This is a genomic window from Rhizobium sp. 10PS4 (assembly GCF_032464805.1).
Taxonomy (GTDB): domain Bacteria; phylum Pseudomonadota; class Alphaproteobacteria; order Rhizobiales; family Rhizobiaceae; genus Rhizobium; species Rhizobium laguerreae.
In genome coordinates this window covers 26,999-46,368 of the sequence record NZ_JAWDIW010000012.1, presented here as the reverse complement: position 1 = coordinate 46,368, position 19,370 = coordinate 26,999, and the positions used below count along the sequence as shown (strand labels likewise).

15 protein-coding genes are annotated in these 19,370 nt (G+C 59.9%); 8 read left to right on the top strand and 7 right to left on the bottom strand.

Annotation, left to right across the window (positions count from 1 at the left end; genetic code table 11):
• Positions 1–106: 106 nt before the first annotated feature.
• Entirely contained in the window at positions 107–1,123 is a 1,017-nt protein-coding gene (locus tag RWJ89_RS22405) for a LacI family DNA-binding transcriptional regulator (RefSeq protein ID WP_316031460.1), read from the bottom strand.
• A gap of 129 nt (positions 1,124–1,252) precedes the next feature.
• On the opposite strand from RWJ89_RS22405, the gene RWJ89_RS22400 reads away from it, so the two are divergent.
• The 8 genes from RWJ89_RS22400 (at position 1,253) to RWJ89_RS22365 (ending at position 11,357) form a co-directional block, all read left to right on the top strand.
• Positions 1,253–2,350, top strand: coding sequence for an ABC transporter ATP-binding protein (locus tag RWJ89_RS22400; RefSeq protein ID WP_168287014.1), 1,098 nt, complete (start codon positions 1,253–1,255; stop codon positions 2,348–2,350).
• The gene (locus RWJ89_RS22395) at positions 2,347–3,237 is read left to right on the top strand and encodes a carbohydrate ABC transporter permease (protein WP_131602306.1); all 891 of its coding nucleotides are present in this window, start codon (positions 2,347–2,349) and stop codon (positions 3,235–3,237) included. The genes RWJ89_RS22400 and RWJ89_RS22395 overlap by 4 nt, the downstream gene beginning before the upstream one ends.
• Complete coding sequence (locus RWJ89_RS22390; RefSeq protein ID WP_164054283.1) at positions 3,234–4,082, top strand: carbohydrate ABC transporter permease; 849 nt, start codon at positions 3,234–3,236, stop codon at positions 4,080–4,082. The genes RWJ89_RS22395 and RWJ89_RS22390 overlap by 4 nt, the downstream gene beginning before the upstream one ends.
• Positions 4,083–4,144: 62 nt before the next feature.
• Positions 4,145–5,473 (top strand): extracellular solute-binding protein, encoded by a 1,329-nt coding sequence (locus RWJ89_RS22385; protein ID WP_316031459.1) that lies wholly within the window; start codon positions 4,145–4,147, stop codon positions 5,471–5,473.
• A 105-nt stretch (positions 5,474–5,578) separates the two neighbouring features.
• A complete protein-coding gene (locus RWJ89_RS22380) occupies positions 5,579–8,344 on the top strand; it encodes a glycoside hydrolase family 2 protein (protein WP_316031458.1) in 2,766 nt (921 codons plus the stop codon).
• Positions 8,345–8,560: 216 nt separating this feature from the next.
• Positions 8,561–9,619, top strand: coding sequence for an alpha/beta fold hydrolase (locus tag RWJ89_RS22375; RefSeq protein WP_017992393.1), 1,059 nt, complete (start codon positions 8,561–8,563; stop codon positions 9,617–9,619).
• Between the two features lie 174 nt (positions 9,620–9,793).
• The gene (locus RWJ89_RS22370) at positions 9,794–10,843 is read left to right on the top strand and encodes a class I SAM-dependent methyltransferase (protein ID WP_132614755.1); all 1,050 of its coding nucleotides are present in this window, start codon (positions 9,794–9,796) and stop codon (positions 10,841–10,843) included.
• 169 nt (positions 10,844–11,012) lie between these two features.
• Positions 11,013–11,357 (top strand): YkgJ family cysteine cluster protein, encoded by a 345-nt coding sequence (locus RWJ89_RS22365; RefSeq protein WP_077979688.1) that lies wholly within the window; start codon positions 11,013–11,015, stop codon positions 11,355–11,357.
• Positions 11,358–11,659: 302 nt separating this feature from the next.
• On the opposite strand, the gene fcl is transcribed toward RWJ89_RS22365, so the two are convergent.
• The 6 genes from fcl to RWJ89_RS22335 are packed head-to-tail and all read right to left on the bottom strand — an operon-like array spanning position 11,660 to position 19,257.
• Positions 11,660–12,730, bottom strand: coding sequence for a GDP-L-fucose synthase (gene fcl, locus RWJ89_RS22360; RefSeq protein WP_168282915.1), 1,071 nt, complete (start codon positions 12,728–12,730; stop codon positions 11,660–11,662).
• Entirely contained in the window at positions 12,723–13,814 is a 1,092-nt protein-coding gene (gene gmd, locus RWJ89_RS22355; protein WP_131641740.1) for a GDP-mannose 4,6-dehydratase, read from the bottom strand. Before gmd ends, fcl begins: the two co-directional genes overlap by 8 nt.
• 52 nt (positions 13,815–13,866) lie before the next feature.
• A complete protein-coding gene (locus RWJ89_RS22350; protein WP_222000644.1) occupies positions 13,867–16,074 on the bottom strand; it encodes a GumC family protein in 2,208 nt (735 codons plus the stop codon).
• On the bottom strand, positions 16,071–17,216 hold the full coding sequence (locus RWJ89_RS22345; RefSeq protein ID WP_077979684.1) for a glycosyltransferase family 4 protein: 1,146 nt from the start codon (positions 17,214–17,216) through the stop codon (positions 16,071–16,073). The genes RWJ89_RS22350 and RWJ89_RS22345 overlap by 4 nt, the downstream gene beginning before the upstream one ends.
• A complete protein-coding gene (locus RWJ89_RS22340; RefSeq protein ID WP_316031457.1) occupies positions 17,210–18,310 on the bottom strand; it encodes a glycosyltransferase family 4 protein in 1,101 nt (366 codons plus the stop codon). The genes RWJ89_RS22345 and RWJ89_RS22340 overlap by 7 nt, the downstream gene beginning before the upstream one ends.
• Entirely contained in the window at positions 18,307–19,257 is a 951-nt protein-coding gene (locus RWJ89_RS22335; protein ID WP_131641737.1) for a glycosyltransferase family 2 protein, read from the bottom strand. Before RWJ89_RS22335 ends, RWJ89_RS22340 begins: the two co-directional genes overlap by 4 nt.
• Positions 19,258–19,370 lie beyond the last annotated feature (113 nt).

The following is a 19,370-nucleotide window of genomic DNA, read 5'->3' as shown; positions in this document are numbered from 1 at the left end:
CGCGCAGACAACCAAATGAACCGGCACCGCGACAGAGTTTCGCTCTTGAGCCGGTCATCCGAGGAAGCGCTTGTGAACAACCGGGGAATCCACCCTGGCATCCGGCCTATACGGGGTCTATTGGCGCGACCGACTGGCGCACGATCATTTCGCACTCCAGCTTGACCTTGTGATTGTCATGCCGCATCCGCGGCGCGGCGATCATCTCGGCAAGTTTCTCGACGGCATAGCGCGCCATGTCGGCATGGGGCAGTTGCATCGTCGTGAGCGGCGGCAACATATCGCCGGAATAGGATTCATTGTCGAAACCGATGACCGAAAGGTCGCGCGGGATAGACAGGCCGGCTTCCTTTGCGGCTTCATAGACACCCATGGCGATGCGGTCGCAGAAACAGCATATTGCCGTGGGCCGGTCATCGAGCGCTTGCAGGCGCTTGAAGGCTGCATAACCTCCCTGAATCGTCCAGCGTCCCTTGATGATGAGATGGTTGTCGACCGGAATGTCGCGCATCGTCAACGCTCGGCGATAACCCTTGATGCGCTCGCGAGAAGCTTCGATCGCGTCCTCGCCACCGATATAAGCAATGCGCGTATGGCCGGCATCGATCAGCGACAGCGTTGCCTTCATGACAGCCGACAGGTCTCCGGGCACCACGCTCGGAAGGGGTTTGTCGACCGTATAGCAGTTCAAAAGTACGGTCGGCCATTGCGCGAGCTGCGGAGCAAGCGTCACTTGCTGCGTGATCAGCCGCGCATAGATGACGCCCGCAGCGGGCAGCGTCGCGAGATGGCTGAGAGCTGCCTGCTCTGACTCCTCGTCGGCGTCCGTCGGCATCACCGAGAGCAGATAGCCCAGCTCGTTTGCCGCCTCTGCGGCTCCGTCGATCAAGCCGGCGACATGAGGCGAACTTGTCACCTCGTTGATGAGCATGGCAATCAGCGGACGCCGGTCGATGCGCCGAGCCTGCGTCCTGTAACCCATCCCGGCCGCCGCACTTAGAACAGCCTCACGCGTTGCCGGCGATATGCGCGTTCCCGGAGCGTTGTTGAGCACAAGCGACACGGTCGCCTGCGAGACGCCGCAGGCGGCAGCGATGTCGGACATCGTCGGCTTTTTGATCACGCGAACCCCTTGCAAGACTGACTATCCGCTTAGCACGAAGTTTTACGAACGCAAAAGCGGCGAGGGCTTGCTTGATAATAATTTTAGTTATAACCAGTGATTTATAACTAATCGCTCTGGGAGGAGTGCATGGCAGGAGTAACGCTCGCTGGGGTGTCCAAAAGCTATGGCGCGGTGAATGTCATCCGTGACATTTCGCTTTCGATCAACGACGGCGAGTTCCTGGTTTTCGTCGGACCTTCCGGCTGCGGTAAATCGACGCTTCTGCGCATGATCGCCGGTTTCGAAACCATCACCGGCGGCGACGTCCTGCTCGGCGGCAACCGGGTCAATGACATGGCCGCCCGCGATCGCGGGGTGGCGATGGTCTTCCAGAACTACGCGCTGTACCCCCATATGACAGCTCGCGAGAACATGGCCTTCGGCCTGCGCAATATTGGTACGCCGAAGGCCGAAATCGCCTTACGCATCGATAAGGCCGCCGCGATCCTCCAGCTTGAACCTTATCTCGACCGCAAGCCCAAGGCGCTTTCCGGCGGCCAGCGTCAGCGTGTTGCGATCGGCCGCGCCATCATGCGCGAACCGGATGTCTTTCTATTTGACGAGCCGCTCTCCAATCTCGATGCCGCTCTTCGCGTCTCGATGCGCACCGAGATCGCTAAGCTCCACCACCGCCTCGCCGCAACCATGATCTACGTGACTCACGATCAGACGGAAGCCATGACCATGGCAGACCGTATCGTGGTCCTCAGGGACGGGCAGATCGAACAGGTCGGCGCGCCGATCGAGCTTTACGAGCGCCCTGCCAATGCCTTCGTGGCTGGTTTCCTCGGTGCGCCGCGCATCAATCTGCTCCCGGCAACAGTCACAGCCGTCGACGGCGAAACGGTCGAACTCGCCTGTGCGGGAGATGCCCGCCTTACTGCCAAGGTTCGTGCCAGTCCCGCCAAAGGCGACACGGTGACGATCGGCCTGAGGCCGGAAATCTTGTCGCCGGGCGATGAAGGGGCGCTCAGCGGAACCGTTGACGTCGTTGAGCAGCTCGGCTCGTTGCAACTTGTCTATGCGACACTCGCTGATGGCACCGCCATCGTCTCCGAACTGCGCGGCGGTGCGGCGCCCTCGATCGGCTCCGTCGCCCGTTTCGCGATCGGCCCCGGCACGCGCCACGTCTTCGATGCAAACAAGGTCTCGATCACCCTGCATTCTGAAGCGGGTGGAGCATGAGCACCAGCAGCCTGACCGCCGCCCGCAGGCGCGATGCACTCGCCGCTTATATCTTCCTCGCGCCGTTCGCGGTGATTTACGCCACGTTCCTGGTCTACCCCTTCTTCAAGGGCTTGTGGATCAGTCTCCACGACTGGGAGCTTGCCGGCAGCTACCGTAAATATATCGGCCTCCTCAACTATGAGGACATGTGGTTCGACACGATCTTCTGGAAGACCGTGGGCAATACGCTGGCCTTCGTCGCCATGACCGTGCCGACCATGACAGCACTGGCCCTGGTGCTGGCTCTTGCCGTGTTCGGGCAGGGGCGGCTCAAGGGTGTGCTGCGGTCCGTGTTCTTCATGTCGAGCGTGTTTTCGGTATCGGTCGTGACGCTGATCTGGTCGATGGTGCTGTCTGCGGACAACGGCCTGCTGGTGCCGCTCTTCAATCTCATCGGCGTCAAGCCCATCAATTTCCTCGGGCACCCGACGCTCGCCATGCCGTCGATTGCGTTGACGACGCTTTGGTGGGGTGTCGGCCTCCCCATGGCGCTGTTTCTGGCGGCATTAAGCCAGATACCGCCGGAACTTTACGAAGCGGCCGAACTCGATCATGCCGGTCGGTTCAGCGTCCTGAAAAACATCACCCTGCCGTCGATCCGTCACACCGTGCTCCTGGTTCTGGTCCTGCAGATCGTCGGTCAGTTCCAGATTTTCGGTCAGGCCCACCTGATGACACAGGGCGGGCCTGCCAATCGGACGCGTACGCTGGTTCAGTACATCTACGAGACGAGCTTCCGCGACTGGCAGGTCGGTTACGCCACGGCCATGTCCTTCGGGCTCTTCATCCTGATGCTTGGCTTCACAATGCTGCAGCTCTGGCTCGGCCGCAGGGGGGACGAATGATGGCAAGCGCACGTACAAGCGGCCTGCGCCGCGCCACGGACGGTCTCATCCTCGCCGCAACCATCGCCTTTGCGATCCTCTGGCTTCTGCCCGTCGTCTGGGTCGTCGCCATGTCGCTGAAGCCGAATGCCGAGCTGATGCGTTCCACGGCAGGCTTCCTGCCGGTCCCATTCACGCTCGATAATTATATCGGCCTCCTGAAGCTCGATACCGTGCCGCGCTGGCTGATGCACAGTCTCATCGTCTCGGTAACGATGACGATTATGGTTCTGGTCGTCTCGTCTATGGCCGGCTACGCGTTCGCGCGCCTGGAGTTCCCCTTCAAGAAGACGCTGTTCATGCTCGTGATTGCCGGCCTGATGGTGCCCGAGCAGGCAGTGTTCATTCCGCTGCACACGATGGTCTCGGGCTGGGGACTGCATAATACCCACTTCGCGCTGGTCATGCCGCGCGTCGCCGTGCCGATCGGTGTGTTTTTGATGATGCAATTCTTCCGCAGCGTTCCGAAAGAACTGGAGGAAGCGGCCGCCATTGATCACGCCTCACGGCTGACGATCTTTCTGAAGATTATGCTGCCGCTCTCCGTGCCTGCACTGACCACGCTCGGTCTGTTCACCTTCATCTTCGCCTGGAACGACTTTCTCTGGCCGCTCGTCTCGGCGACCAAGGCCGACATGTACACGGTCACGGTCGGCCTTGCCTCGATCCAGACCAACTTCGCTTTCTCGGAAGGCATCGGCGCTGTCATGGCATCGGCGGTCTTTGCCAGCCTGCCCATCGTTCTTCTGTTCCTGATCTTCCAGCGCTTCATCGTGGCAGGTGTTGCCATGAGCGCCGGCAAATAGGCACCGGCCCGACCGGCCATGCCGGGAGGGGTTTTTCGCAACGGCATCGCAAGGAGGATATGATGCACAAGACGAAAATGCTGCAACGTCTGGCGCTCGCCACGACACTGATGACCGCGCTCTGGGGAGGAGCTGCCCAAGCAGTCGACATCTCGTTCTTCCGCTTCTTCGGCGATTGCCAAGGCGAATACGGCGAGGTGACAGACGTGACCAAGGCCAATGGCGAATGCGGCATCATCACCGCGCTCACCAACAAGTTCAACGCAGAAAACACCATCGGCGCCAAGGTCGTCACCCAGACGGCCGAATGGGGCGCCTATTACGACCTGCTGACTGCGACCTATTCCACCGGCAACATCCCTGATGTCGCCGTCATGCACGCCTCGATAATGCCGAATTTTTCCGACCGGGATCTCCTGACGCCGCTGGCCAAGCCTATTGCCGATCTCGGCATCCAGACAAGCGACTTCGTACCGGCGGCGCTGAAGAACGCTACCGCCAAGAATGAAATTTATGCTCTCCCATACGACCTTCATGCGCTGCTCTTCCACGTCAACATGGACCTGATGAAGAAGGCGGGCCTTGTGAATGCAGACGGCTCGCCGATCCTGCCGAAGTCGCCCGAGGAACTGCTCGAGCAGGGCAAGAAGTTCAAGGAAGCGACCGGCAAGTACTATATCGGTTCGGAAGCTCAGAGTTCGGAAGGCATGATGGTGCGCCTGTTCGACACGCTTCTCTGGCAGCAGGGCGTCGATGTCCTCTCCGCCGACGGCAAGACCGCCAGCATCAACACAGCGGAAGGGCTGAACGCAGCCAAGCTGATCTCATCGATATTCTCGGAAGGTCTTGCCAATCCGGCGCTGGATTATCCCGGCTCCGAACAGGCGTTCCTTAACGGCGAAACCGGGATTCTGATCAACGGCACCTGGGGCGTCGACAACTACGATACCCAGGCCAAGAGCGGCAAAGTGGCCCTCAAGGACTATCGCGTCGCCAATGTGCCGCAACTCTACGCCAAACCGTCCGTCTGGGCCGACAGCCATATGTGGGTGATCCCGAAGGATGACGATCGCAGCGAAGACAAGACCAAAGCCGCTCTCGCCTTCCTCAAGTTTCTGAACGACAACAACTTCCAATGGTCGCGCACCGGCCATTTGTCGACTCGTCAGTCGGTTCTGAATTCCGAAGAGTTCAAGGCCCTGCCGCATCGCGCCGAGTTTGCCGACACTGCCAAAAATGCCACGTCACTGCCGCAGATCCAGAACCAACGTGCAGTCTACAACGCGATGATCACCGACTTGAACGCGATGTGGCTGACCGGCACCGATCCGCAGGCAACGGTTGAAGCGATGCAGGCCGGCGTCGAGCGCGTCCTGCGTCGCAATCGCTAGTTCCTCCAACCCCTCTTGAGAGGGGTTGGTCTCCCGCCGGGATACGCGCAGCTCCGTGCGTATCCCGGAACCCCAATCGAAAAAGCCGACTTCCTAGGACAACCGATGAACGCCTATTCCCAGTCGCTCGCCCCAGCGAACACGCCGCTCCGCGAAACACTTTCCCTTGATGGGACCTGGGAGTTCCGCCACGAGACCGATCGTGCATGGCGCCATGCAAAGGTGCCGGCGCACTGGCAGGCGTGCTTCGAGGATCTCGCCGTCAGCTTCGGATCGGCAACCTATCGCAAGATCTTCACGCTCCCCGCAGAATGGTCGGCTCGGCAAATCGCCATCCGCTTCGGTGCTGTCGGCGATCTGGCGACTGTCTCCATCAACGGCACTGAGATCGGCCGCCATGAAGGCGGTTATCTTCCTTTCGAATTCGTGATTCCATCCGCTCTGTTGAAGGCGGAGAACACCGTCGAGGTCCTGGCCTGCCTGCCGGATGCCCATCGCAACGAGGGTGGCGCCGATTTTGCGGAGATCCCGCATGGCAAGCAGAGCTGGTATGGCCCGCAAGGCGGGATCTGGCAGTCCGTCCTCATCGAGGCCCGCGATCCCGCTCACATCTCATCGCTGCGCCTCGACCCGATTTGGCCGGAAGCCAGGCTCGATCTTAAAGCCCGCTTTGCGAGCATGGTTGCAGGCTCGCTGAAAATCGAGATCATCGGCCCGCAGGGCATGCCCGTCTTTACCGGAAACATTCCGGCCGCGGGAAATACCCTCGAACATTCGATCCAGCTCGACGCCGTCGCGCCATGGTCGCCCGACAGCCCGAACCTCTATACGATCACAACGATCCTCAGCGCCGACGGCGTCGAGATCGACAGCCGGGAGGAAAGTTTCGGCTTTCGCCGCTTCGAAGCCAAGGACGGCTTCCTGCATCTGAACGGCAAGCCGCTTTATCTGCGCGCCGCGCTCGATCAGGATTACTATCCCGATGGTTTCGGCGCGCCGCCTTCGCTCGACCTGCTCGAAGACCAGTTGCGCAAGGCCAAGGCAATGGGACTGAATTGCCTGCGCTGCCACATCAAAGTGCCGGACCCGCGCTATTACGAGGTCGCCGACCGGCTGGGCATGCTGATCTGGAGCGAAATTCCAAATATCGAGACCTTCACCCCGGCCTCCGCCGAGCGCCTGCGCACGACCATGGAAGGTATTCTCGCCCGTGACGGCAATCACCCCTCCATCGTAATCTGGACCCTGATCAATGAAGATTGGGGCACGCGGCTGCGCGAAACGGCCGAACAGCGGCAATGGATTTCCGACATGGTCGACTGGCTGCGTGTCGAAGACCCGCTACGGCTCGTTGTCGACAATTCCGCCTGCTTCCCGAACGTTCACGTCAAGACCGACATCAACGACTTCCACTTCTACCGAACGGCGGTGGATCGACGCGAGGAATGGGACACGCTCTGCCGCGAATTCGCAGGCAATGCCGACTGGACCTTCTCAACCGAAAAGGAAGCCGTGCGCACGAGGAAGGAACCGCTTGTTCTCTCCGAGTTCGGCGTCTGGGGTCTGCCCGATCCCGCCCGTCTGCGCGAAAAGAACGGCCGCGACCCCTGGTGGATGGCCTATGGTGCCACCTGGGCGGATGGCACGGCACTGCCGCAGGGCATCGAAGCCCGTTTCCGCGAACTCGCTCTTGAGAAAGTGCTTGGCGATCTCGGCCAGTTCATCGAGCAGGTGCAGTGGTATCAATACATGAACCTGAAATACGAGATCGAGGTTATCCGAACGCACGCGCCGATCGGAGGTTATGTCATCACCGAACTCACCGATGTCCATTGGGAAGGCAACGGGCTGATGGACATGGCACGCAATCCGCGCGTCTTCGCCAAAGCGCTACCGGCCGTCAATTCCGACATCGTCATCGCGCCGGGTGCTGCCCGCCACGCCGTCTATGAGGGGCAGACGGCCAGTTTCGACATCAAGGTGTCGAGCGGCGGAACAGCACTGCCCGAAGGCAGTCGCCTCGTCTGGGAATTTGGCGCTGAAAAAGGCGAGATACCGCTGCCGGCCATGGCGCCGATGCAGGTTCATAATGCCCCGATCACCGCGACAGCAGGTGCGGTGCCGGTGCCCGAGATCCAAAAGGCCCGGTTCCAGGTCGTGTCGCCCGATGGAAGCGTGCTGTCTCAGAATTCCGAGACACTCGCGGTCTACGTTAAGCGCGATGTGCCCCCCATTCGCTTTGCTTCGCACGACGACGGGATTTCCGAAAGGTTGTCAGCCCTTGGCCATGTCAGCGTGTCGCTGCACGAGGCGGATGTCTTCGTCACCAAGGACATCGATGCCGATCGCGTCGAGGCAATCCATTCCGGCCAGCGGGTGCTGCAGATCGTCAACAAGGACCCCGGCCGCCTGCGCGACGACGCGCCGCCGCGCGATGGCCCTATGTCGATCGAAATCGATCCGGGTGCCGGCGGTATGGTTTCGGGGCCGTTCTTCAGTTTTCCCGGCTACAATCTCGTCAATCGTCACAAATCGATCTGGCGCGGCGATTGGGTCGGCAACTTCTCCTGGTTGCGCCGGGATGGTGTCTTCGCTCATGTGCCGGGCGGTCCGCTGTTCGACCTGTCCTTCACCGGCGTCGCGCCGCACCAGGTGATGGCCGGCCTCCGTCCCTGGGAATTCCAAGGTCGCGTGCACGCCGGCGTCGTCATCGGCTGGGTTCACAAACCCGCTGCCTTCATCATCGAAAAGCGGCTCGGCCGCGGTAAACTTGTTGCGACGACCTTCCGCCTCCACCAGGAGGCACCGGATGTCGACCCGCTTGCCACCGCGCTTTACGATGGCCTCCTCGCTCTTGCCACAAGACCGTGAGCTCAGCGACAGTCAACGGAGATCGCGGCAACCTCGCTTCGTGCTCAAGCGCTAGCGGGAGGGCTCAGGTCGCCGGTCGGGTATATGGCCCCGAAGCCGGGAAAACGGATCGAAAGGCTTCGTAGCGAGCATCCCAGGCTGAACTGTCTTCCAGGAGAATCGCCCCCGTAGGAGATAGGTCTGTTATGCGATCTTCGGCTGCGATATCCTCGACCGATGAAACTCAGTCAGACCATACGGTTCGCGACAGCCGAGGACGGCACCCGTATTGCCATGGCGTCTTGCGGGCAGGGTCAGGTGATCCTGCGGGCGGCGCACTGGCTGAGCCATGTCGATTACGATCTCGAAAGCCCGGTGTGGCGGCCGTGGCTCCAGGCGCTGTCCGCCCACAACCGGTTTGTGCGCTACGATCCGCGCGGCTGCGGTCTGTCGGACCGGCATGTCTTTGACCTCTCGGTCGAAGCGTGGCACGCAGATCTTGCTGCCGTGGCAGCGTCGATCGAGGAGCCGCGCTTCGTCCTCCTCGGTCTTTCGCAGGGCGGCGCGCTCGCTATCGCATATGCCCTAAAATATCCCGAGCGAGTATCGCATCTGGTGCTTTTGAACGCCTACGGTCAGGGTGCCCGCGCCAGAGCTCAGACCGAGGCCGAGCGGCTGGAAGCCGAGACCCTTGTCAATTTCGTTCGCGTCGGCTGGGGGCGCGATAATCCGGCGTTTTGCCGGTTCTTCACCAATCTCTTTATCCCCGACGGCACGCCTGAACAGCATCGCTGGTGGGGCGATCTTGAGCGGCAAACGGCAACGGCCGACGTCGCCGCACAACTGCTTTGGCAGATGCAGGGGATCGACGTGCTGGACCTTGCGGCGATGCTGCGCGTCCCGACGTTGATCGCACACAGCCGCGGTGACATGCGCGTGCCGTTTGACCAGGGTTGCAAGCTCGCCGCCGCGATTCCGGGCGCGAGCTTTGTGCCGCTTGAGAGCAAGAACCATGTGCTCTTGCCGGACGAGCCCGCTTGGAATGTATTTCAAACGGAACTTGCTGCCTTTCTCGGGCAGGATCGGTCGGTGCGGCCGCGCGCGGTCAGTGAGGCCGGTCTGACACCCGCCGAGGCCGCCCTTCTCGACCTTGTCGCGGAGGGGCTAGATAACCGCGCGATCGCCGAACGGCTTGGCAAGAGTGCAAAGACCGTGCGAAACCAGCTGTCGGTGATATTCAGCAAACTCGGCGTGCATAGCCGCTCGCAAGCGATCGTCGTCGCGCTCTCCCGATAGTCCCGCTCTGCAGGTGGATAGACACCTCCTCCGATGCCGACGGGACGTGTGTCCCTCCAAGGAGTGGATTTCTTCGCAGACGCGGGACAACCGCCTCATGCTCGCCGAGACGGCAAGCTTCATCCTTGGCATCGCGGATGGCAGGACGCCATCCGAGCACCGGGAGGAATTCACATGACGGAAATCAACGAAACAACGCTCAATGAACTCGTGGGCCGCGTCCTTGGCGACCTCGGCGGAGCGGTCAGCGTGCCGCTGGTCCGGATCGGAGATGCTCTCGGGCTGTACAGGACGCTGAAGGAGATCGGGCCGGTGAAGGCCGACGAACTTGCCGATGCCTCGGGATGCGCACCTCGTTATGTCCGCGAGTGGCTGGCGGCACAGGCTGCCTCGGGTTATGTGCACCATGAGCGAGGATTGTTCTCGCTGACGCCCGAACAGGCCTTCGTATTTGCCGAGCCGGATAGCCCGGTCAATCTGATCGGCGCGTTCGATACCGCTGCTGCGATGGTCGAGAACCAGCCGAAGGTGCAGTCCGCCTTCAAAACCGGCCGAGGCGTTGCCTGGGGCGATCAGGCCGGCTGCATGTTCTGCGCCGTCGCGCGACTATTCCGCCCAGGTTATGTCAACGCCCTTGTGCAGGACTGGCTGCCGGCGCTCGAGGGTGTCGCCGATAGGTTGAAAACGGGGGCGAAGGTGGCGGACGTCGGATGTGGGCACGGTCTATCGACGATCCTGATGGCGCAGGCGTTTCCCAATTCCCGCTTTGTGGGCTACGACTTCCATCCAGGCTCGATTGCCGCTGCGTCCGCGCACGCCCAGGCACACGGGTTGACGAACCTGCACTTCGAGGTCGGCCGGGCGCAGGATTTCGACGGCCGGGATTTCGATTTGATCACCTGCTTCGACTGCTTGCACGATATGGGCGACCCGAAAGCGGCTGCGGCTCATATTCGAAAGGCGTTAAAAGAGGGTGGCGTCTGGATGGTGGTCGAACCAATGGCCGGAGATACGCTGGAGGAGAACATCAATCCGGTTGGACGGCTCTATTACTCAGCCTCGACGATGATCTGCGTTCCGACCTCGCTTGCGCAGGAGACAGGGCTCGCACTCGGCGCGCAGGCGGGAGAGCGGCGATTGGCCGAGGTGATCCGCTCAGGCGGTTTCACTCATATCCGGCGTGCAGCCCAGACGCCCCTCAACATGATCCTCGAGGCCACCTGACAGGTCGCGCCTCCCGTTGGAAATGCCGCGCCGCATTCCCGGCCTCGTCAGGAAAGTCGACGAGTGCGGCGTCTGGCTTGCAGCAGAACGCCAGCCGCCCTATCTTCAACGGCGGCGGTAAATCGTGCGAAGGCTTTGCTCTTGGCGGGCTGTGTGGTAGGAGCGGGCCATGACATCATTGATCGATTTCGATTGCCAAGGCTGCGGAGCCTGCTGCTCCTTCTCGCCGACCTGGCCCAGATTTTCCACCGAAACAGACGCTGCTCTCGATTTGCTGCCGGCGCATTTCGTAGCCGCGAACCAGCAAGGAATGCGTTGCGACGGTGCGCGCTGCTCCGCATTGGTCGGTCGCGTCGGTTCAGAGACATCCTGTCAAGTGTACGATCTTCGGCCTGACGTCTGCCGCGCCTGCGTCCCAGGGGATGACGCATGCTTGACCGCGCGCGCGTTCTTCGGGCTCGGTCAGCCAAGTTTGCCGCCCGGTCACATCGATGCGGAACCGCCAATCAACTGAGGCGGGTTCCGTCCGGCTCATCTCTTCGCCTGTCGACTTTACTGCAGCGATTGTCGTCCGACAGTCAGCCGAAGGTAAGGCCCGGTGGAGCCATCCGACGTGGACTATCTGCCTAATAGCGCGACAAGCGATATCGGCATTTCGACCGCGAAAAAATCCATTGCCGCACCGATAATCATCACCCACACGACTATCAGGAAAATGAGCGCTGCAATCCTGATTTCTACAGGCTGCATTATTTGCGCCATCCCAGCATATGCGTCCCCCCGAGACAAAACCCTGTTATCCCTCGTGCAAATTTCCTATGGCGAGGGATGATGCGCAACGGTCGAGAGCGTGGGCGCATGCGGTGCCGAACTCTTCGCTTTCTCGAAACTGATGTCGCTTTGACCGATCAAGTCGCCGGACGTAGCTCTGTCGCTGCGTTCGAGATGATGGCCTTCAAGGAAGGAGCGGTAGGCATCTGCGATGCCCTCCTTCAGACTTATCTTAGGAGACCAGCCGAGAGTGCGAAGCTTGTCGACGCTCAGGAGTTTACGTGGCGTGCCATCTGGCTTGGTGAGGTCGCGCGTGATCTTGCCTTCGAAACCAACGATCTTGGAGACGAGGTATGCCAATTCGAGGATGGTAATGTCTTCGCCACAACCTACGTTCACATGACCTTCGGCGGAATAGGTCTTCATGAGATGGAGGCAGGCGTCGGCGCAATCGTCAACATGCAGGAATTCGCGCCGCGGCGTGCCAGTACCCCAGATGCATATCTCTTGCTGCTGGTTGACCTTGGCCTCATGCGTCTTGCGTATGAGCGCCGGCATGACATGGCTTGACCCGAGGTCAAAATTGTCGCCTGGACCGTAAAGATTGGTAGGCATGGCCGAGATGAAATCTCTACCGTGCTGTTTGCGATAGGCTTGGCAGAGCTTTAATCCGGCTATTTTGGCGATCGCATACCATTCATTCGTGGGCTCAAGCGATCCGGTCAGAAGTGAGTCCTCAACGATCGGCTGATCGGCGAATTTCGGATAGATGCAGGACGAGCCCAGAAACATCAGTTTTTCGACGTGAGCTCTATGGGCGGCGTGGATGACATTCGCTTGGAGAATCAAGTTGTCGTAAAGGAAGTCGGCCGGATAGGTAGCGTTCGCGAGAATACCGCCGACCCTCGCAGCAGCCAGGAAGACAGCGTCGGGACGATGCTTACTCATCCACGCCTCCACCTGCTCCTGCCGTCTGAGATCGACCTCGGCGCGGGTGGCCGTCAAAATCTCGCAGCCCTCGGAAGCGAGACGTCGGACGATTGCAGAGCCCACCATGCCGCGGTGGCCCGCGACATAGACCCTCTTTCCGGCTAGGCTGTAGATCACCTCAGGCATAGGCAAAACCTTTGGTTGCGCCGACCGACGGAACATTTCGTGCCATGACTTTCAGATCCTCGCGAACCATCTCTGCAACCAGCTGATCAAGACTGGTCTCATGTTTCCAGCCAAGCTTCGTGTGCGCCTTCGTCGGATCGCCGATCAGAAGATCAACTTCAGTCGGACGGAAATAAGCCGGATCGATCTCCACCACACACCGACCGGATGTCTTATCGTATCCCTTTTCCTCAACCCCGTTCCCACGCCAATCAATCGGCATGCCCACCTGGGCAAAGGCTTTGTCAACGAAGGAACGAACCGAGTGCGTTTCGCCGGTCGCAAGGACATAATCCTCCGGTTCGTCCTGTTGCAGCATCAGCCACATGCCACGGACATATTCTCGTGCATGTCCCCAGTCGCGCTTGGCGTCCAAATTGCCGAGATAAAGCCTTTCCTGCAGCCCAAGATGGATCGCAGCCGCCGCCCGGGTGATTTTGCGCGTCACGAATGTTTCGCCGCGGATCGGGCTTTCATGATTGAACAAAATGCCGTTCGAGGCGTGCATGCCATATGCCTCGCGATAATTGACCACAATCCAATAGGCGTAGAGCTTGGCAGCCGCGTAGGGGGATCGAGGGTAGAAAGGCGTCGTTTCGCTCTGTGGGACTTCCTGAACTTTGCCGTAGAGCTCTGAGGTGGATGCTTGATAGAAGCGGGTCTTCTTGGTCAGACCCAGGAGGCGAATTGCTTCAAGTAGCCGAAGGGTGCCGGTTCCATCGGCGTTAGCCGTATATTCCGGCGTCTCGAAAGAGACTTGAACGTGGCTCTGTGCGGCGAGATTATAGATCTCGTCCGGCTGCGTTTCCTGAACGACGCGGATGAGGTTCGTTGAATCGGTCATGTCCCCGTAATGCAGAATAAAGCGAGGATTTTCGACATGGGGATCCTCGTATAGATGCTCGATGCGACTGGTGTTGAAAGACGATGAGCGTCGCTTGAGGCCGTGAACAATATAGCCCTTCTCCAGGAGCAATTCGGCCAAATACGCACCGTCCTGACCCGTTATACCCGTAATCAGCGCGACTTTATTTTCGTTTTTCACTGCGGTCTCCGTAATTTATTTCGACGGAATCAGGTGGACACGCTGTTCGAACTCATGTGAACTCGTGGTACTTCCTCAGTGAGCTCGCAAACAGTTCTGAATCGCTGAAGTTGTACATGGCGTGTTTGTTCGGATTGACGTTATTTATGGCAACGGCAATCTCTGCGTTGCGCGCGGTCTTCAGCTGATGTAGGCAAAACTCTACGGCCCGACGGCTCGTCTTTCCCCATTTTACGACCACTAGCGTTCGTTCTGCTAACGCTGTCAGATGCATCGTATCAGCCGAGGCGAGCACAGGTGCGCTGTCGAAGATGACGATTTGGCCCTGTGAGGCGGCCATCGCGACGATGTCAGCCGCATCAGTCAAACGAACGCGCCGATGGAGACTGGCATTGCCAGCCGGGATGAAGTCGATGCCGCTTGGATGGTGATGGATGATGTCCCGCATTCCGGCCTGTCCACACAGGAATTCGTTCAACCCCTGCTTTAGCTCTGATTTGAAAAACGAGTCGAGATTTCCGAGTCTGAGGTCGCCATCGACAAGCAGCACCGGAATTCCGTTGGCGGCGAGATCGATTGCCAGGGATCTGGCGACAAGCGACTTGCCCTCTCCGCTGTGAGCCGACGTCACAACAATCGTGCTTGGCAGTTTTCCGCCGTTAGATTGTTTGAGCGAAGTCATGACGGAGCGAATTGCTTCGTCAAACATCCCGTCTTGGATGCTCCCGAAGAGCATCGACGGATCTCTCCGGTCTTTCCGTTTCAGGTGCGGGATGAATCCGGCGGGTACGATGCGCGACATTCCGGCCATCTGGTCGAAGCTGCGGACTGAATTGTCCAACATCTCGACCACGAAAGCGGCCGTCACCGCGATCGATATCGAAGCCAAAAGGGCGCCGATCAAATAGAAAAGCCGCCCGCGTCCCTGCGGCGCCAGCGGCACCGCGGCCGGTGACAAAACTTCCAGTTCCGCGCCCGGCAGCATCGCTTGCGCAGCCAGGCCACGGCGCTGCTCCTCGAGCTTATCCAGCGCCGTCTGCTCTTTGTCAGCCATGTGCTGGAGTCGGGCCAACTCGGTTTGCGCCAGGGCAGAGCGAGTGCGTTTCTCATGAGCGGCCGCCAATGCCGACCGGATTGCGTCGTCCTCATGATCGAGCGCCGCAAGCTTGGCGCGTATCGATTGGAGATATCGGTCGGTCGCAAGGCTGAGATCGGTGCGGGATTTAAGGATCTTGGCGCGCGTGTCGACCACGGCGTCGGCGGTGTTGCCATATGTCTCAAGAAGGCGCTCGAGATCTTGCTCCTGCGCACGAAGCTCGCGTTGCATTGCACCAATGCTGTCGGGAATGACCATATTCTGCAGGACGAGCGAGGGGTCGTCGGCCGCTTCGAGTGCGGTTATCGTTGCTCTCGCTTCAGCGCGGCTTTGTTCGATTTTTGTCCGCCGCTCGCCCAGCTCCATTATCGACTTGATCTGTTCAACCTGATCGTCGTCATTTGAGGCAACGTCGGTAGTTTTCTGGTACACGTCGGCGGCATCGCGTGCTGCCTTGGCGCGCCCCATCTGTTCGTCGATGCGCAGCAGAAGCCATTCTTCTGCTGCGTCCACTCGACCGCGCAGACTGTCCTTCCGCTCTTCGAGGTAGATGCTGATGAGCCGGTTCGGGACCGAGGCGGCCAGTTCGGGGTCGCTCGCATCGAAACCGATCTGAATTACGTCACCCTGGCCATCGCGCCAAACGCGGAGGGCCTTGTAGTACTTTGGGATTATCGGCTCGATGCTGTCCCGTATCGGCAAGGACGGTTTTTCGCTGTCGATCCAGCCGCGTAGCATTGATCGGATCTTGTCGATAGGCGAGATTTCTTGCAGCGCCGGATTGAATTCCGGCCATTCATTGAGCCGCAGGTCGCGGATTACCCGCTCTGCGATGCTTCTGGAAAGAAGCCGTTCGGTCTCGGATGTGGCGTCCAGCGGATCGTTGCGGCTGGACTCGTCGGTGCCGAGCTTTGTCGCCAGAGGCGTGTGGATGATCAGCCGGGACTCGGCATGATAAGTCGGCTTCAATCCCGAAATCACGGTTGCGGCAACCGCCATAAGGAGCATGACGATGGCCATTATCATGACCACCCGTCGCCGGATAAGGCGCAGGCCCGAAGTCAGATCAAGGTCATCCGAACGAGTCTCTACCTGAAGCCGGGGATCGTAGCGCATCGACGAGAGCGAGGTGTTGCGGTCTGGCGGCACAGTCGAAATAGTCATCGTTCACCCGCCGTCGTTTGAGGTTGCGCGGAGATCGCGTCGTAGAGTTTGTCCAGCGATCGCATGTAAGCCTTCATACTGAAATTATTGAGATAATGAGCGCGGGCCTTGGCCGACAGATAGTTGCGGACTTCCGGGTCGGTGACGAGCTTAGCCAGCGCCGCAGCCAGGGCATCCTTGTCTCCGACAGGTACGAAGACGCCGGTTTCACCGTCGGAGATGACTTCGCCATGCGCGCCGACGCGCGTGGTGACGACGGCGAGCCCATGGGCAAGCCCTTCGACCACAGCCATTGCCAAGCCCTCGGCATGCGAAGGTAAGACCAGGATATCTGCCCGTGTACACAAGGCTTGCGCCTCGTCGGCGCCAAGCCAGCCCGGCATTTTCACCAGATCTGAAAGTCCCATGGCGGCAGCCTGGCGCCGGTAGTCTTCCACAGGTCCGTCGCCTGCCAGCACGGCTCGCCACCGGAGCTCTTTCATGATCGGATGACTTAAGGCAAGCAGAAGCTCCTGAACGCCTTTGCGTTCACTCAGCCGGCCGAGAAATATGATCAACGGCATCTCGCCGACATGAACATTGCGCGGCCCGGGGTCGGGAACACAATTGCCGATGACGACTACGCGGCGCTCTTCCACGCCGAGAAGCGTCGTGAGCGTCATGCGGTCGCGCTGGCCCAGTGCCACGACCTGGTCGGCATGTTGGAACATCCGGCGTACAAGCATTTGTTGACGTGGCGAGCGTGCGGCAAAGTCGGTCGCGTAGTCGTAGTCGTGCAGGTGCAATATGTGAGAGCATCCGAGGAGACGGGCAGCCTCGGTCAGGATCAGTTTTCTTGCGGTGCTGCCGCGACCCGCCACATGAATATGGTGAATGCGTGCCGGAGCAATTATCCGGTCCTTTGCCATCATCAAGACGGCGCCGAGCAGGCGCACAGGCGACGCAACTGAGGACCACCGAGGCCCTCTGGTATCGGTGACGAGGTGTGTTTCGCCGGCCTCCTTCGCCGTGTTCGATATATAGCCGACGAGCCTGCCAATTCCGCCACCGTTTTCGCAACCACCCGGGACGTAGTGGCGGACGGTTGCTGCTGCGTTCCGCATCGCTACCCGATTCCCATCCGTGAGCGCGTTCATTAGCATGCCCCGACCACCTTACGATAAACGGCCGCAGCCTGTGCTCCGACCTGTTGAGGCGAATTCGGACCTGTAGCCCATGCAAGCGCGCTGGTCCCGAAACTGCTTCTGAGCTCGTTATTTTCCGCCAATGTCCAGATGGCTCTCGCGAGCTGTTCCACATCTCCCGGTGGAACCACCATTCCCAGTCCGTTTGGCAGAACGGTGGCTCGCAATTCGCCGACATCAGTCACGATAACCGGTTTGCCAAATGCCGCGGCAAGATTGAGGACGCCGCTTTGAGAGGCTTCCGTATAGGGAAGGACAACGATGTCGGCATCCAGAAAGAGCTGGGCGACCTCCATATCCTCGATAAAGCGGTTGCGGATATCATAGCGGCCGGCGTCCCCCATAAGGGGCTGGAAGATCCACGGATCATCGCCGCGGCCAGCGACCGTGATGCGTAGATTGGGGAGCAGGTCCTTGAGCATCGCCTCAGCACGGATCAGATGCTCCAATCCCTTGTAAGCAAAAATCCGTCCGAACAGCAGAACGCGCAAAGTTCCATCTGCGCCGCGCCGCGCCATCTTGTGCCGCCGAGCGAGTTCCGCGTAGCGATGAATGGCGGGATGCGACAGGACATGGACACAATCAGGCGATTTTGAATATCGCTCGAGGACCATTCGTTTCAGCCCTTCGCCATGGACGACGACATGACCCGATTGCCGCACCATCAATTGGGGAGCCCAGGCGGGCAGCGTGCGGGTGTCGGAATCGCCGGGATGCACTTCCACGTCATGGACGGTGGTCACGATCGGGATTGGGCGCCAGAACGGCGCGGCAAAGTTCAACCAGAGCGTCGAGTTGCTCAGAAGGTGAATGACGTTCGGCCGCTCCTGCCGGATAAGACGTGTGAGTTGGTGCAGGAACCAGGGATTGGAGAGCGAGCGGTGCCTTGGCCAGTCCATCAGGTGCAGATCGACAGCCGGATCGATCCATGGAGCAAGATGTGCGTAGCGCCGGCGCGGAACCGCTAGGACGACGTGCGCATGTCGCGCAACGCCGCTAGCGAAGGAGATGGTGTAGTCTTCCAATTCGGAAACCAGTAGCAGCGCCTTCATCCCGCTGACTCCGACACGCCGACATCCTTACCAAGTCGAGGCAGGTCGCAGGCTGTGCGCAATGCATCACGCGTCCGCCTCAGCAAGTTTGGTTCTCCGGCGAAAAAGAGCCCTTCCATAGCAAGTCTGAACCGGGTGCGTGTATCGGCGCCCTGCAGTCTGGCTGAGGCCACCCGGTACGGATAGTGATCGGTCAGACGCAGCCTTCCCGCCAGATCGTGCGCGGAAAGAAACCGGTTCGTCGCTTCAACGGTAGCCTGCCAATGGGCCATCCGCCTTCGCAGCATGGCGGCGTCATCGACTGGCCGATACCAATTGTTGTTGTGAATCCGATAGAACCCGAGTGGATCCGACAAGGCGACAACGCCCCCCAGAAATGGGTAGATGCCTGTGAGCCAGGCATCTGCAGACATGCGGAACTGCTCGGGAATATCCCCTGCAGCATCCCACGCGCTACGCCTTACAGCGATAGCTGATGTCATCGGGAAGGGCCACCAACCAGCCGATCTGGCGAGCCGTGGCGACAAATTTCCTGAACACAGGGTCCGAGGGATTGGCTTGAAGGCTGGTGAACCATCGGTCTGCGTTGGCTGAAGTCGGTGATAAACAAGCGATGCCTGAGGATTGGAGTGGAAAGCAGCGGCTGTTGCCGACAGCTTACCTGGCGCCCACCAGTCATCGGCGTCGAGAAAACAGAGGATGTCGCCACTGCTTAACTTCACAGCAGCATTTATGGCGGCGGCCTGTCCCTGGTTTTCCTGGAAAAGCACCGCCACCCGCTTGTCATAGCCGTCGAGAACAGAGCGCGACTGATCGCTCGAGCCGTCGTCGACGACGATTATCTCAACATTGGACGCCTCTTGGCTCAAGGCGCTGTCAATCGCTCGTTCGACGAAGCGACCGTAGTTGTAGTTGTTGATAAGGACGCTGAATGTCGGCCGCTCCATGACACCCCTCAAGCGCGTCGCTGGGCGACACGTCGGTGCGCCAGAGTTGCGAACGCTCGCGCGTTTGGCAGCGCGAATTGATGGAAGGAGTTCAGCTCGATCAGGATTTCGCT